This is a genomic window from Flavobacterium pectinovorum, from assembly GCF_022802975.1.
GTDB classification, from domain to species: Bacteria; Bacteroidota; Bacteroidia; order Flavobacteriales; family Flavobacteriaceae; genus Flavobacterium; species Flavobacterium pectinovorum_B.
In genome coordinates this window covers 1-13,431 of record NZ_JAFEVZ010000017.1, presented here as the reverse complement: position 1 = coordinate 13,431, position 13,431 = coordinate 1, and the positions used below count along the sequence as shown (strand labels likewise).

General features: G+C 32.7%; 14 protein-coding genes and 2 pseudogenes. 6 read left to right on the top strand and 10 right to left on the bottom strand.

The annotated features are described in order from the left end of the window. Positions 1-41: 41 nt before the first annotated feature. On the bottom strand, positions 42-428 hold the full coding sequence (locus tag FLV_RS18400; protein WP_243236156.1) for an HIT family protein: 387 nt from the start codon (positions 426-428) through the stop codon (positions 42-44). A gap of 67 nt (positions 429-495) precedes the next feature. Continuing rightward, positions 496-972, bottom strand: a complete 477-nt coding sequence (gene greA / locus FLV_RS18395) for a transcription elongation factor GreA (RefSeq protein ID WP_243236155.1) — start codon at positions 970-972, stop codon at positions 496-498. Between the two features lie 157 nt (positions 973-1,129). On the opposite strand from greA, the gene FLV_RS18390 reads away from it, so the two are divergent. Then, on the top strand, positions 1,130-1,552 hold the full coding sequence (locus FLV_RS18390; protein WP_243236154.1) for a hypothetical protein: 423 nt from the start codon (positions 1,130-1,132) through the stop codon (positions 1,550-1,552). A gap of 57 nt (positions 1,553-1,609) precedes the next feature. Here the strand turns inward: FLV_RS18390 and FLV_RS18385 are convergent, their stop codons facing one another. The 6 genes from FLV_RS18385 to FLV_RS18360 all read right to left on the bottom strand — a co-directional run bounded on the left by FLV_RS18385 (position 1,610) and on the right by FLV_RS18360 (position 8,920). Next, positions 1,610-3,787, bottom strand: a complete 2,178-nt coding sequence (locus FLV_RS18385) for a TonB-dependent receptor (RefSeq protein ID WP_243236153.1) — start codon at positions 3,785-3,787, stop codon at positions 1,610-1,612. Between the two features lie 297 nt (positions 3,788-4,084). Next, the gene (gene pip / locus FLV_RS18380; protein ID WP_243236152.1) at positions 4,085-4,987 is read right to left on the bottom strand and encodes a prolyl aminopeptidase; all 903 of its coding nucleotides are present in this window, start codon (positions 4,985-4,987) and stop codon (positions 4,085-4,087) included. 86 nt (positions 4,988-5,073) lie between these two features. After that, on the bottom strand, positions 5,074-5,478 hold the full coding sequence (gene arfB, locus FLV_RS18375; RefSeq protein WP_243236151.1) for an alternative ribosome rescue aminoacyl-tRNA hydrolase ArfB: 405 nt from the start codon (positions 5,476-5,478) through the stop codon (positions 5,074-5,076). Further along, a complete protein-coding gene (locus FLV_RS18370; RefSeq protein ID WP_243236150.1) occupies positions 5,478-7,592 on the bottom strand; it encodes a DUF4301 family protein in 2,115 nt (704 codons plus the stop codon). The genes arfB and FLV_RS18370 overlap by 1 nt, the downstream gene beginning before the upstream one ends. Then, positions 7,553-8,176, bottom strand: coding sequence for a nicotinamide riboside transporter PnuC (pnuC, locus tag FLV_RS18365; RefSeq protein ID WP_243236149.1), 624 nt, complete (start codon positions 8,174-8,176; stop codon positions 7,553-7,555). Before pnuC ends, FLV_RS18370 begins: the two co-directional genes overlap by 40 nt. Positions 8,177-8,188: 12 nt before the next feature. After that, entirely contained in the window at positions 8,189-8,920 is a 732-nt protein-coding gene (locus tag FLV_RS18360) for a geranylgeranylglyceryl/heptaprenylglyceryl phosphate synthase (protein ID WP_243236148.1), read from the bottom strand. A 96-nt stretch (positions 8,921-9,016) separates the two neighbouring features. Between FLV_RS18360 and FLV_RS18355 the strand changes: the two genes are divergently transcribed. The 3 genes from FLV_RS18355 (at position 9,017) to FLV_RS18345 (ending at position 10,378) form a co-directional block, all read left to right on the top strand. Further along, positions 9,017-9,613: a Crp/Fnr family transcriptional regulator gene (locus FLV_RS18355; protein ID WP_243236246.1), complete on the top strand. Its 597-nt coding sequence runs from the start codon at positions 9,017-9,019 to the stop codon at positions 9,611-9,613. Positions 9,614-9,695: 82 nt separating this feature from the next. Further along, entirely contained in the window at positions 9,696-9,983 is a 288-nt protein-coding gene (locus FLV_RS18350) for a hypothetical protein (protein WP_243236147.1), read from the top strand. Further along, a complete protein-coding gene (locus FLV_RS18345) occupies positions 9,980-10,378 on the top strand; it encodes a group III truncated hemoglobin (RefSeq protein WP_243236146.1) in 399 nt (132 codons plus the stop codon). The genes FLV_RS18350 and FLV_RS18345 overlap by 4 nt, the downstream gene beginning before the upstream one ends. Positions 10,379-10,565: 187 nt before the next feature. Here the strand turns inward: FLV_RS18345 and FLV_RS18340 are convergent, their stop codons facing one another. Further along, the gene (locus FLV_RS18340) at positions 10,566-11,216 is read right to left on the bottom strand and encodes a 4'-phosphopantetheinyl transferase family protein (RefSeq protein WP_243236145.1); all 651 of its coding nucleotides are present in this window, start codon (positions 11,214-11,216) and stop codon (positions 10,566-10,568) included. A gap of 383 nt (positions 11,217-11,599) precedes the next feature. On the opposite strand from FLV_RS18340, the gene ahcY reads away from it, so the two are divergent. Together ahcY and FLV_RS18330 are read left to right on the top strand one after the other, a co-directional pair. After that, entirely contained in the window at positions 11,600-12,916 is a 1,317-nt protein-coding gene (gene ahcY, locus FLV_RS18335; protein ID WP_243236144.1) for an adenosylhomocysteinase, read from the top strand. 177 nt (positions 12,917-13,093) lie between these two features. After that, positions 13,094-13,312: pseudogene (locus FLV_RS18330) on the top strand (DMT family transporter); the annotation flags it as partial. A gap of 5 nt (positions 13,313-13,317) precedes the next feature. Here the strand turns inward: FLV_RS18330 and FLV_RS20055 are convergent. Then, positions 13,318-13,431 (bottom strand): annotated as a pseudogene (locus tag FLV_RS20055) (IS982 family transposase); the annotation flags it as partial.

Here is a 13,431-nt window from a genome sequence, read left to right as displayed (position 1 = left end):
AAACCTGACAATTCACAACATTATTTATTTCTTTCTGAATATTATAAATTCGCCTCAATACTTTTCGCCAAAGCTTCAAATTCTTCTTTGGAAAGTGACACTTTATTAAGAAAACGCATTTCATCCATTTCATTTAACGGAATCAGATGTACGTGTGCGTGAGGAACTTCTAAGCCCACAACAGCCATTCCAACTCTTTTGCAGGAAACAGTTTTCTCTAAAGCAATTGCAATTTTCTTGGAGAATTTCATCAATCCCAAATACAACTCATCATCAATATCAAAAATTTTATCGATTTCCTGCTTCGGAATACAAAGTGTATGTCCTTTAGCATTTGGATTTACATCTAAAAAAGCCAGAAAATTATCGTCTTCGGCAATTTTATAAGCTGGAATTTCTCCGTTTACTATTTTTGTGAATATTGACATTGTTTATTCGTTTATTTGGTAAATCATTTAACCGACTGAACGATTAAACGGTTAAACTTTAAAAAAATTAGTCTCTGGAAATTTCTAAAATTTCGAATTTCAAAACACCATTTGGAACTGTAATCTCTGCTACTTCGCCAACAGATTTTCCAAGCAAGCCTTTTCCGATAGGAGAAGTTACCGAAATTTTTCCTGTTTTAAGATCAGCTTCACTTTCAGCAACAAGCGTGTATTTCATTTCCATTCCGTTGCTTTGATTTTTGATTTTAACGTTAGATAATACCAATGCTTTTGAAACATCTAATTGTGATTCGTCAATTAATCTGGCATTAGAATATACTTCTTCTAATTTAGAAATTCTCATTTCTAATAAACCCTGTGCTTCTTTTGCAGCATCATATTCGGCATTTTCAGATAAATCACCCTTATCTCTTGCTTCAGCTATATCCGCAGATGCCTTTGGACGCATTACACTTTTTAAGTGCTCCAACTCCTCTTTTAATTTTTTTAACCCGTCTGCTGTATAATAAGATACTTTACTCATAACTTCATCGTTTATATAAATACAAAAAATCCCATCGGGACGGGATTTTTCTTATTACAAATATAGTATTATTTTTAATAGTACATAATTATATGTTAATCATATAGAATTCACAAGCAAATAAATTATTTTTGTTTCACTAATTATGCTTAAAACAATGAAAAAACTCTGGCTTTTTATACTGTTTGTTCCTTTACTTTTCTCGTGTAGCGATAATAACAGAAGCAATAACAATCCCTACATACCTAATTACCGTATTAGTTTGCAGCTAAACGTAAACCTTCCTGCGTACAATAATCTTATGTATCCGAGTACTCCGGTTTTTGTAGCAGATCATGGTGCAAAAGGAGTAATCGTAATGATGACAGGTCCGGGAACATATACCGCTTTTGATGCTGCCTGTCCAAATCAGACATTAAACTCCTGCACAGCGATGAAAATTGACGGAATTAATGCAGTGTGCTCCTGTGACAAAAGCTCTTACAGTTTATTTACCGGCCTTGGTTATAAAAATGAAGAATACCCAATGAAACAGTACAGGGTTGAAGCAAACGGAAATTTGATTAATGTTTACAATTAAAAAACAAAAGCCTGAAAATCTAAAACTTTCAGGCTTTTGTTTTTTTAATTAGAATATCTAGAATTTCAAAGTTAATCCAACTAAGAAATTGGTTCCTGCCTGCGGATAATAATATGGATAAATATCCCACATGTATCCGTTTGAAACATATTTTTTATCTAAAATATTATTTACCAAGCCTATTATCATAATTGATTTAAAAACAGATTTTGGTTTAACTTCAAAAGAAACATTTAAATCGTTTACAAAATAATCTGCCAGCTTTGCAGATGGCAATTCGATATTATTCATGTATTGTTCTCCAACATATTTTTGCAATAACGAAATATGCAAATCCTGAATTGGGCTAAATACGATTATGTTGCCTGCAATAACAGACGGAGAATAGGCAATATCAGTTGTGCCGTAGTTTTGGCCTTCAACATCCAAATCGACATTTTTATTACTGCTTAAGGTAAAGTTTGGCCTAATAATGAATTTATCCGAAAGTTTTATAGTCGCATCAACTTCAAGACCTAAACGATAACTTTTATCAGTATTTGAGCGAATTGGATTTCCGACATCATCTAATGTTCCGGTTAAAATCAACTGATCTTTATAACCCATATAATAAAAGTTGGAATTCAATTGAAATTTCTCTGAATTAAATCTCCAGCCTAATTCAAAATCATTTAATTTTTCAGGCTTTACGTTTCCGCCTTCATAATCGGTTCTGTTTGGCTCACGGTTCGCACGGGCGTATGAAAAATACAGCGTATTTTTTTGATCGATTTCAAAATTTAAACCCGCTTTTGGATTAAAGAAATTAAAAGTATCATCTACAAGACCTGTCTCCCAACTGTTGGCTTTATATCTTACATTTCTGTATTGCAAATCTCCGTAAAAACTTAATTTATCAAATATTTGATAATTAGCTTTTACAAAAATATTACCGTCCGTTTTTGTTGAAAAATCATCATAATAATGATCACCTAATTCTGTCTGGTCAGAATATCTTGCCCAGATTACTTTTCCGAAATGGTCTCCTTCATATTTATTCCAGCCTCCGCCAAGGATAGCATTCAGCTTTTCTGTTGTATAATTTACAGAAAAAGTAGTTCCGTAAAAGTCATTATCCAGCCATTTTTGGCGAATTAAATCCGTACCGGGAACTAAATCGCCATTATCATCTTCGACCATTTTTGTAGGCTGAATTCCTTCGTAACCTGCAACAGGCTCGTTGTATTTGTAATTTTCATAGTAACCAAGTCCTTTCGTATAATGAAAGGCAAGATTTGTACTCCATTTATCTGAGATCGATTCGCTCCAGTGCAACTGATAATGATCCTGATTGTAGTTATCGGTTTCATTGTCATAAAAATGAATATTTCCCTGTGCATCTTTATATTTTCCGGAAGAATTATACCTACGATCAGAAATAAGAGTTTCAGCATCAATTCCATTCCAGGATTGATATGTTTTTTGAGTTCCGCCAAAAACTAATGCTTTAATCAAAGTCGTTCCGCCAACATAAGTTCCTTGTAAAAAATACGATTTTAAATCAGAACTTCCGCGATCTACATAACCATCAGATTTTATTGTAGACAAACGTCCTGCAAGTTCGAAATGGTCGTTTAACAGACCTGTACTGAATTTTACGGTATTTTTGTTTGAATTAAAACTTCCGTAAGAACTTGAAATTTCACCACTTGCTTTTGTGGCGTAATTATCTGTCAGCATGTTTAAACTGGCTCCAAAAGCACCAGAACCGTTAGTTGATGTTCCTACACCACGCTGTAACTGCAGACTTTCTACGGAAGAAGCAAAATCAGGCATGTTTACCCAAAAAGTCCCCTGACTTTCTGCATCGTTATACGGAATTCCGTTTATGGTAACATTTACCCTTGTAGCATCGCTTCCTCGCACGCGAATTCCTGTGTAACCCATTCCGTTTCCGGCATCAGAAGTAGTTACGACTGATGGCAGATAATTCATTAAAATTGGAATATCCTGACCTAAATTTCTGTATTTGATTTCCTTTTTATCCATATTACTGAAACTAACAGGCGTTTTTACAGTAACACGAACTGCTGAAACCAATACATTATCGAGTTGATTAACTTTGGTCGAATCCTGCTCTTGTGCAGTAGAGAATAGAGAATAGAATAAAGAGAATAGAATAAAGAAAATAGACTTTTGGTTCAACTTAGAACCTTTGTAACTTAGTACCTCAGTACTTTTTAAAAAAGTTTTCATCCGTAAAGAATTACGAATAAAAGGGGGAATTATTCTTTTGGTTAAATTAATAAATGTGTTCCCGACAAAATATAGTTTACACTGAAATGTTTGTCGTTTTTTCCCTTAGCAACATTACTCGCTCAGGTTCTTTGGGTATGATCTCAGCTCGTTATTTAGAGCACCCCTTTGAGACAGTGCAAAAGTAGTGTTTAAAATTGCAAAAATCAAAGGTCAATAGCAAAAATCAATTTCAAAAAATAGATTCTCAATTTGGCTTGACATTTTTTATTTTTCTTCTAGAATTGTAAACATACATTACCAATCTTTTTTATTTATCATTTCTATTATTTTTCTTTCAATTTCGGGTTCAGAATCCGAATGTCCACCATCTAATATAAAAAGTTCACTATTTGTTAGTTTAGAATTTAATTCGATTGCAAATTTTAAAGGACAAATTGCATCTTGTTTTCCGTGAATTATTTTAATCGGGATGTGATCAATTTTTTTTAAATTTTTTATAATATAATTTTCTTCAATAAAGCAGTCATTACTTAGATAATGAGCTTCCAATACAGAAAGAGTCTGATAAGGAATCTGATTTAGAATTTCTTCAACCTCTTCTTCAGATATGTTGTTTTTAAAAATAGATATTTCATAAAAAGCCCACTCGTAAGAAAAATACTCTTTTTCATCTTTGGAACCATTTATCATTTTTTCTAAGTAATATTCGGCGAGTGACTGTTTACTTTCTTTAGGAACATTATCTCTAAATCTTTTCCATATTTCAGGAAATTCTATTTTTACTCCTCCATTCAAGTAATGTTCAATTGATTTTTTATTTCCTAAAAATATTCCTCGAAGTAATAATTTATTAATTCTTTCCGGATTTTGAATGGCATATATCAACCCTAAAGTTGTACCCCAAGACCCCCCAAACAAAGTGACTTTATCTATTTCTAAATAATCAAGAAGTTTATTAATATCACTTACTAAATGCTGAGTAGTATTTTCTATAACTGAACCAAAAGGAATACTTTTTGACGCACCTCTTTGGTCAAAAAATATTACTTTTTGTTTATCAAAATTAAAAAAACGTTTATCATCTTCAGAAAATCCTGCTCCAGGGCCTCCATGAACAAACAATATTGGTTCACCTTCTGGATTTCCACATACTTCATAGTATATTTCATGAATTTCGCTAACTTTTATATAGGTCATTTATTTGGTAAAATCTTTAATTATTGTGCGATAAAGCAAGTAGTAAATAATAAATATACAAAACAAACTCTCTAAAAATAAAAGTCCTACTCCAAATTAGGTTTCTTTCTTGATTGTTTTCTCTCAGAAATATTCTTCTTATCCTTAATTCGCTTTTTAATCACCGATTTTGGAATCTTCGTTGCTTTACGAATTTTAGGAACAAATAATCCTTTTTTGATAATTTCTAAAAAACGTTTTACGACAATCTCTTTGTTTTTAAGCTGGCTTCTGTCTTCATCGCAATTTAAAATCAGTATGTTTTCAGAAGTTAAACGTGATGCCAAATTGGTTTCTAACAATAATTTTTGTTCATCAGATAAAGCCTGAGAAGTATTTAAATCGAAGGTGAGCACCACTTTTGAGGAAACTTTATTTACGTTTTGTCCTCCGGCACCACTGCTTCTTACTGCTTTAAAGCTTAATTCTGACAGGATTTTTTCTGAATCCATTATTTTGGCTGATGCGCCGGTTTTAATAAATCATTCACAGTTTTTACCGGATTAAATGTTATTAAAGGAACCGCAACGAAAATGGTTAGCCAATTTGACATTCCACCATTCCACAATCCCGGTAATTCGTAGTTTTTGACTACTTTTCCTTCTGCACTTTTTTCTACAATAAAACCAGTGTTATGATCTACAAACTCTGTCAAATCAAATTTTTCTCCTTTATAATTTTTAGTACTGCAAACCAAATCAACCGGGTTAAAGTGGGTTGCATTTTCCAGAATAGACTTTTGCTTTTTATTAGTTAAATCAACCTGTGAACTTTCAACGATTTGAAGTGAAATATCTCCTTTGTCATTTCTGGTCCAGAAAGGCCCTCCTCCAGCTTCACCTTCATTTTTAACCATTCCACAAACCCGAATTGGCTTGTCCAGAAGTTCTTTTATTTTACTTATTTTATTTTCAAAAGTAAATTTATTAAAGTCACCGGTCATTTCTATAGTAAGTTTTTGCATTAAAAACTTAACTATTTCTTCAATATCCTCCTCTTTAACCTGTTTCTTTTCTATAGCATTTAAATAACCAAAAACCTTTTGCTGCGCTTCTATCAAAATTCCGGCTAACCCTTTTTTATACAAAGTAGTTTTGTCAATATTATTTTGAATTACATTATCTATGTTTTTTATAAAAATAATATCAGCATCAATGTTATCAAGGTTTTCAATCAAAGCTCCGTGTCCGCCAGGCCTAAAGATAAAGGATCCTTTTTGATTCCTGAAAACATTATCTTTTACATCGACAGCAATCGAATCTGTTCGTTTATTTTGATAGGAGAAACTAATATTTATTTGGGTTCCCGACTCAGACTCGACTTTTGTTTTTACTTCATCGATTGTTTTTTCGAATAATTCCTGATGCACTTCGGAAACTGTAAAATGCAAATCCGAACTTTTATTGGTAGCGGCATAATGCACACATTCATTTAAATGCTCTTCTATTGGGGTTGCAATATGAGTTTTATATTTATGAAAAGGCAAAACTGCTTTTGGTTTATTTGCAAAATCAAAAAAATCAGGAGACAGCAACATTTTTATAAAATAATAATTTTTATGGTCACGGTCTAAAGCATCAAAATCAGGATAAACTTCTTTTAGCTTTTTATATACCGCTTTAAAAAAAGGAAACTTATCCATTCCAACAATAAAAATAGACAAATCATTGTCTTTTTTTCTGTTGATATATGAGTTAATTGTTTCTTTTTCGATATCATAGGAATTCAAAAAAGCAATTAAAAATTTAAACATTCTGGTTGCCGCACCCGAAGCCGGAATAAATTTACATATCTTGAAATCACCTTTATTGATGTCAAAAAAATTGGCTTTTTCTTCAAAATCAGCAGTTGATAAACTTAAAATTCCGTTATTAACAGTTGCCGGGCTTATTAAGTTACATTTGGAGATTCCTTTTTTAAAGATTTTAAGCTGTTTCAATATATTTTCGAAAGGAATTCCGTGATTATAAATCTCAACAAAATCAGCCGATGAAAATCCTTTATTTTTTGCTATAGTCAGATTATCAATAATAGCTGTAGCTTTTGCTAAACGGCTTTCCTTATCTCCAGAAATTGTAATAAACGGCTTTTTATTATCGATTAAAGTTTGTTTAAAAATCGAAAAAACAGTTTCTCTTTTATTAGGATTATCCCGAATATCATCCTTTTCCCAAGGAATATCAATATCTGTCAGAAAAAACAAATCGTATTCATGCGCTAAGGCAGCTTCATTTAAAGATGGATTACAAGAACCGTAATAAACCTCAGAAAAAACTTTAGTTACCATTAAATTGGTATCGCAAAACAGGTATTGCTGAGCTGCATATAACTTTTCGTTTTCTAATGCTACTTGGCCATAAGCAATTGGCATCATGTCTTCTTCTGTGCAAATTTGCTCATTTAGTTCCCATTTTCGCTGCAGGTAATCACGTGCAAACTCCGGAACCCAATCGGTTTCATAATAATCTGCCAGTTGTTTTGCCAATGTAGTTTTTCCTGTACTTTCAGGACCAAATAAGGCAATTTTTATAATGCTTGTTTTTTGCTGTCTAAGATTTTTCTCCATTCTAAATAAGCTGAAATAGCCAATATTGTAAAAATTAAATACTGAAGTGCCAACATTCCTAAGCCACGATACGCATATAGCGGCACAACAATAATGTCACCTATAATCCAAAGTGTCCAGTTCTCGATTTTTTTCTTCGCCATGTACCACATTCCGGCAAAAAATATCCCTGATGAAATCATGTCAATATAATTGTCAGCATTGATTGTATAATCGAAATATTTATAAATACCGTAAACTACAAAAATAGTAATTATAAACAATAAAATTCCTATTATTTTTTCATTTAAATTTGTTCTCGTAATGGGCAAATTATCTTCGACCGTTCCCCCTTTCGACCAAACATACCATCCGTAAATACTCATAACCGAAAAATACCCATTGATAATCATATCTCCTATATAACCAGCAATATACAAAATATAAACTGAAATTACTGTAGCAATTAAACCTGTTGGATATACCCAGATATTTTCTTTTTTAGCAAACCAGACACTCAATATCCCGCAAACAAAAACCAAAAATTCTAAAGCGATATGCCATAAAGGAGTATTTTTATAACTGTTCAGAAAAAAATCTATCATTTTATTGTTTGTTTATTTTGGTTCAAAAAAATGGCTGTTGTTTTCAAAAGCGGTCCCGATTACCACTAAATCGGCACCTGCATTATAAGCGTTTTGAATTCCTTGTAAATCTGTAATTCCTCCTCCAACAATTACAGGAATATCAATATTTTGAGCAATTAACCGAATCATTTTCAACGGCACTGCATTTTTGGCTCCGCTTCCTGCCTCTAAATACATTAATTTATTTCCCAACATTTCTCCCGCCTGAGCAGTAGCCAGAACCAAATCAAAATTTTCGCGATTAAGCGGTTTTGTTTTACTGACACGCGCAACGGCAGTTTCATTACCGCTTTCTATCAAAATATATCCCGTCGAAATCACTTCGAGATTCGTTTTTTTAAGAATTGGTGCTGCCTGAACCTGATATTCTATTAAATAATCCGGATTCCGTCCTGATAACAATGACAAAAACAAAATAGCATCAGCCTGTGGTGATATCTGCGAAGGATCTCCCGGAAATATCACAACGGGCAAATTTGTTTTTTGTTTTAGCTGTGCAATTAAATCTTCTAAAATTATAGCCTGTACAATGCTTCCTCCCACAAAAATATGTGTTGCCGGAGATTTATTTATTTTTAGTAATAAATGATCTAAACTTTCCCATTCGATTTTATCAGGATCTAAAAGTATGGCCAATAACTTTCGGTTCTCTTTTTTTGCTTCTAAAATCTGCTGGTGTATATTAAGTACTTTCTGCTCCATAACGGACGTAAAAGTAAAAGTTTTTTTAAAGCAGAAGAACTATTTTGAATGAATTATATTTGTCTAACTGCTTTTAACAACCAAAGAAACAAGCCTATGATTGCTCCTGAATTATTAGAAAAATATGATGCTGTTAAGAAGTCTTTCTCCAAAAATGAAATTATTTTTGAGGAAGGGATTTTTCCTTCAAACTACTTTCAAATTCTTTCCGGTGAAGTAAAAATGAGCAACTATAATGATGATGGAAGAGAATTTATTCAGGGAATATTTTATAAAAATCAATCTTTTGGAGAACCGCCTTTATTCTTAAACAAAAACTATCCAGCCAACGCAATAGCGGTTGAAGATTCAGAAATTTTTGTTCTTTCTAAAAATAATTTTATGAAACTGCTGGAAGAGAACTCAAAAATCAGCATTAAAATAATCGAAAACCTGGCACAGCGTCTGTATTATAAATCGGTTATGGCTGCCGAAATCTCTACACACGAACCGGAACACAGAGTTTTGAAGTTAATCGATCACGGAATCGCTTATTTTAATTTTAAGAAAGACATAAATGGTTATCTAATCAATTTTACCAGACAACAGATTGGAGATTTAACCGGCTTGCGTGTCGAAACCGTGATTAGAACTATAAAAGCGCTGGAAAAAAAAGGCGAATTGAAGATTATAAACCGAAAAGTATACCGATAAAAAAGTTCTGGTTTTATGATTTAAATCATAAAATACAGTAGTGTTGTGCATGTAACTTTGTTGATATAAAAAACTCAAAATCATGACACTATATCAAACAACATTCAACATTTTCAATAAAAATTATATGGGTTCAGCTGCAATGGCAGTAATTGCACAAAGCTGTTTGGGCGGTGCTGCAGCAATGTATGTACTTGCAAACGGAACCTCAATCCTACAAATGATTCAGCTGGCCGTTATTGTTTTGGCTTGTGTTTTTGCAAACACCTCTATTTTGGCTCAAATGAAACATAAAGTTATTTTTAATTTTATTCTTGCAAGTACTTTTCTAAGTATTTTATTTATCTTTTTGAATAGTTTTGTACTATGAGAAAACAAATAGTAAACAGAACTGATATCGAAGTTCTGGTTCATTCCTTTTATGCTAAAATAAGAGCCGATGAGGAAATTGGCTTTTATTTTAATGAAATGATTTCAGACTGGGATGCACATCTCGAAAAACTGACTGATTTTTGGGAGATGAATTTATTTGGCGTAAAAAAATATAACGGGAATCCGCTTGCTGTTCACAATGAAGTTGACACTCATTTTGGAGGCAAAATTACCTCAAATGAATTCGGGATCTGGTTAAACTATTGGTTTCAGACCATTGATGAATATTTTGAAGGCGAAAATGCCGATATACTGAAAAGACGTGCCCGAAAAATGAGTACTTTTTTGTATATGAGTATGTTTCAGCATAGACAAAAGGGAAGTGAGATTTAATGCTTTAAAGTAATTAACAGATAATGTGTCATTTCGACGTAAGGAGAAATCACACTAGAAGCTCCATAAAGTATGGCTCCAATCTTTGTCGAATCCCGCATGTGATTTCTCCTTACGTCGAAATGACAAAATTGTGTTTATTCCTAAATCTGCTAAGATTGGAATTTGTAATTTTTATATTGAATTTTCACTTTTCAAAAGCATAAACCAAAGTAAATCTATCTTCAGAATTCTGCGATTGTATTTCTTTATAATGTATATCAAAATCTTTAACAAGATTATCAAAATGAAGACTCGCCTGAGTTTGAAATTCTTCTAAGGAAAAATTCTCAACCAAAATATGATCTTTAAAACTGATTCCCTTTTCGTTTCTGATTTTAAAGATTGCTTCTTTGGCTCCCCAAATTACTGTTAATTTTTTTATATATTCTTCTGAAAAATCAAGCTGTAGGTACTTGCATTCATAATCCGTAAATTTATCTGCAATCCTCTGAATTTTATGACGTTGCAATTCCATATCAATTCCAACGGTTTCATGACTTATGATTATTGCCGCAAAATGATACGAATGCGTAATCGAAATATAATTATGGCAATCGAAATAAGGTTTCCCAAATTCGTCATAATGCAAATCCTTATCTGTAAAACCCATTTCCTGAATCAGCATGCGAACGCTCAAAAAAGCACGCTGATGCATTTCGGATTTCATACCATCAAGTCTCTTCTGCGTTTTCTCTTTTAAGACCACTTTGCTTCTTAGTTCGTCAAAAGATTCCGTTATTTCCCAAATTAAGATTTTAGTGGTTTCATTGAATTGTATGGTCTGAAATAAAGGCATTTTTTTAAATTATGAATTATTGGGTGGTAAATTTTAAACCATATAAGCCATTTAAGAAAATATAACTGTTGGTTAAAAGAATACATTCGTAAATATAAGCAATCGCAGCAAAGATAATAGTTAAGGATTCTTTTAAATAAACTTACATTACTTAGTATGGCTTAAAAAATGTACTAAGTAAATATAAGCAATTCGCAACAAAGGTAATCGTTTAAGAATCTTTTTTAAATGAACTTATATCACTTATATGGTTTAAAACGATTCTTAAACTAACATTCTAAAGATTAACAAATTAAAGATTTCACAAATCTTACTTAAAGTAGTAAAAATAAAAAGCTATTCCTTAAATTTGCAAAAATTTTACAATTACAAATATACTATAAATGAGTACAACGACTACGCCTTATGTGGCTTTCAAAGTAAAAGACATTTCTCTGGCTGCCTGGGGAAGAAAAGAAATTGAACTGGCTGAGGCTGAAATGCCAGGTTTAATGGCACTTCGTGCTGAATATAAAGACGAACAACCATTAAAAGGTGCTCGTATTGCAGGATGTCTGCACATGACTATCCAAACTGCAGTTTTAATCGAAACTTTAATTGCTCTTGGTGCTGAAGTTACCTGGTCTTCTTGTAACATTTTCTCTACTCAGGATCAGGCTGCTGCTGCCATTGCTGCTGCCGGAATTTCAGTTTATGCATGGAAAGGTCTTGACGAAGAATCATTTGACTGGTGTATTGAGCAAACTTTATTCTTTGGTGAAGACAGAAAACCATTGAACATGATTTTGGATGATGGTGGAGATTTAACTAACATGGTTATTGATCGTTTCCCGGAATTAGTTCCTGGAATCAAAGGATTGTCTGAAGAAACTACAACTGGTGTTCACAGATTGTACGAAAGAGTAAAAGCCGGAACGTTACCAATGCCTGCAATCAACATTAACGACTCTGTTACTAAATCTAAATTTGATAACAAATACGGTTGTAAAGAATCTGCTGTAGATGCTGTACGTCGTGCAACTGACTTAATGTTGGCTGGAAAAAGAGTAATAGTTTGTGGATACGGTGATGTTGGAAAAGGAACTGCAGCTTCTTTCAGAGGTGCAGGATCTATTGTAACCGTTACTGAAATCGACCCAATTTGTGCTTTACAAGCTGCAATGGACGGTTATGAAGTTAAAAAATTAAACACTGTAATTGCTAATGCTGATATCATCATTACAACTACCGGAAACAAAGATATCGTTCTTGGAGAGCACTTCGAGCAAATGAAAGACAAAACTGTTGTTTGTAACATCGGACATTTCGACAACGAAATTGATATGGCCTGGTTAAACAAAAACCACGGTGCTTCTAAAATCGAAATCAAACCACAAGTTGACAAATATACTATCAACGGAAATGACATCATCATTTTGGCTGAAGGTCGTTTAGTAAACCTTGGTTGTGCTACAGGTCACCCAAGTTTTGTAATGAGTAACTCATTTACCAACCAAACTTTGGCTCAAATCGAATTATGGAACAATAGTGCAGCTTACAAAAATGACGTTTATATGTTACCAAAACATTTGGATGAAAAAGTGGCTGCTTTACACTTAGCTAAATTAGGAGTAGAATTGGAAGTTTTACGTGACGACCAGGCTGCTTATATTGGTGTTGAAGTTCAAGGTCCATTTAAACCGGAATATTACAGATATTAGTAAATTTTAGATTGAAGATTTCTGATTTTAGATTTTCTTCGATTGTCTATATCAAACCCGACAGGTTTAAAAACCTGTCGGGTTTTGTTTTTTATTTTGTTTTTTTCTCTATCAACTTACTTTTGAGATTTCGCAACTCACTGCGACACATTCGCTAACTTTGCAAAAAACAAAACCATGAAAAATTTTTTATTTTTATTCATTGCTATTATCTTCGAAATCATTGCTACTTCTGCCTTAAAAAAATCGGAAGAATTCACTAAATCAATTCCAAGTATCATAACAATTTTGGGATATTGTGGCGCATTTTACTTTTTGAGTTTTGCAATTAGAACCATCCCTATAGGAATTGCTTATGCCATTTGGTCTGGAGTTGGTATTGTTTTAATTAATTCAAGTTGCTAGTTAATGGATTTATTTAATTGTAGCCCAAATACAAATAAAGTTAGCTTTATTAGAAAACCTTGAATTGTAACTGCGTGTATTGTTCTTGGAAACATTTTCTTGATGTCACT

Excerpts from the sequence above, each read along its gene's own strand:
- FLV_RS18400 (WP_243236156.1), bottom strand. The coding sequence starts at position 428 with ATGTCAATATTCACAAAAATAGTAAACGGAGAAATTCCAGCTTATAAA.
- greA (WP_243236155.1), bottom strand. The coding sequence starts at position 972 with ATGAGTAAAGTATCTTATTATACAGCAGACGGGTTAAAAAAATTAAAA.
- FLV_RS18390 (WP_243236154.1), top strand. The coding sequence starts at position 1,130 with ATGAAAAAACTCTGGCTTTTTATACTGTTTGTTCCTTTACTTTTCTCG.
- FLV_RS18385 (WP_243236153.1), bottom strand. The coding sequence starts at position 3,787 with ATGAAAACTTTTTTAAAAAGTACTGAGGTACTAAGTTACAAAGGTTCT.
- pip (WP_243236152.1), bottom strand. The coding sequence starts at position 4,987 with ATGACCTATATAAAAGTTAGCGAAATTCATGAAATATACTATGAAGTA.
- arfB (WP_243236151.1), bottom strand. The coding sequence starts at position 5,478 with ATGGATTCAGAAAAAATCCTGTCAGAATTAAGCTTTAAAGCAGTAAGA.
- FLV_RS18370 (WP_243236150.1), bottom strand. The coding sequence starts at position 7,592 with ATGGAGAAAAATCTTAGACAGCAAAAAACAAGCATTATAAAAATTGCC.
- pnuC (WP_243236149.1), bottom strand. The coding sequence starts at position 8,176 with ATGATAGATTTTTTTCTGAACAGTTATAAAAATACTCCTTTATGGCAT.
- FLV_RS18360 (WP_243236148.1), bottom strand. The coding sequence starts at position 8,920 with ATGGAGCAGAAAGTACTTAATATACACCAGCAGATTTTAGAAGCAAAA.
- FLV_RS18355 (WP_243236246.1), top strand. The coding sequence starts at position 9,017 with ATGATTGCTCCTGAATTATTAGAAAAATATGATGCTGTTAAGAAGTCT.
- FLV_RS18350 (WP_243236147.1), top strand. The coding sequence starts at position 9,696 with ATGACACTATATCAAACAACATTCAACATTTTCAATAAAAATTATATG.
- FLV_RS18345 (WP_243236146.1), top strand. The coding sequence starts at position 9,980 with ATGAGAAAACAAATAGTAAACAGAACTGATATCGAAGTTCTGGTTCAT.
- FLV_RS18340 (WP_243236145.1), bottom strand. The coding sequence starts at position 11,216 with ATGCCTTTATTTCAGACCATACAATTCAATGAAACCACTAAAATCTTA.
- ahcY (WP_243236144.1), top strand. The coding sequence starts at position 11,600 with ATGAGTACAACGACTACGCCTTATGTGGCTTTCAAAGTAAAAGACATT.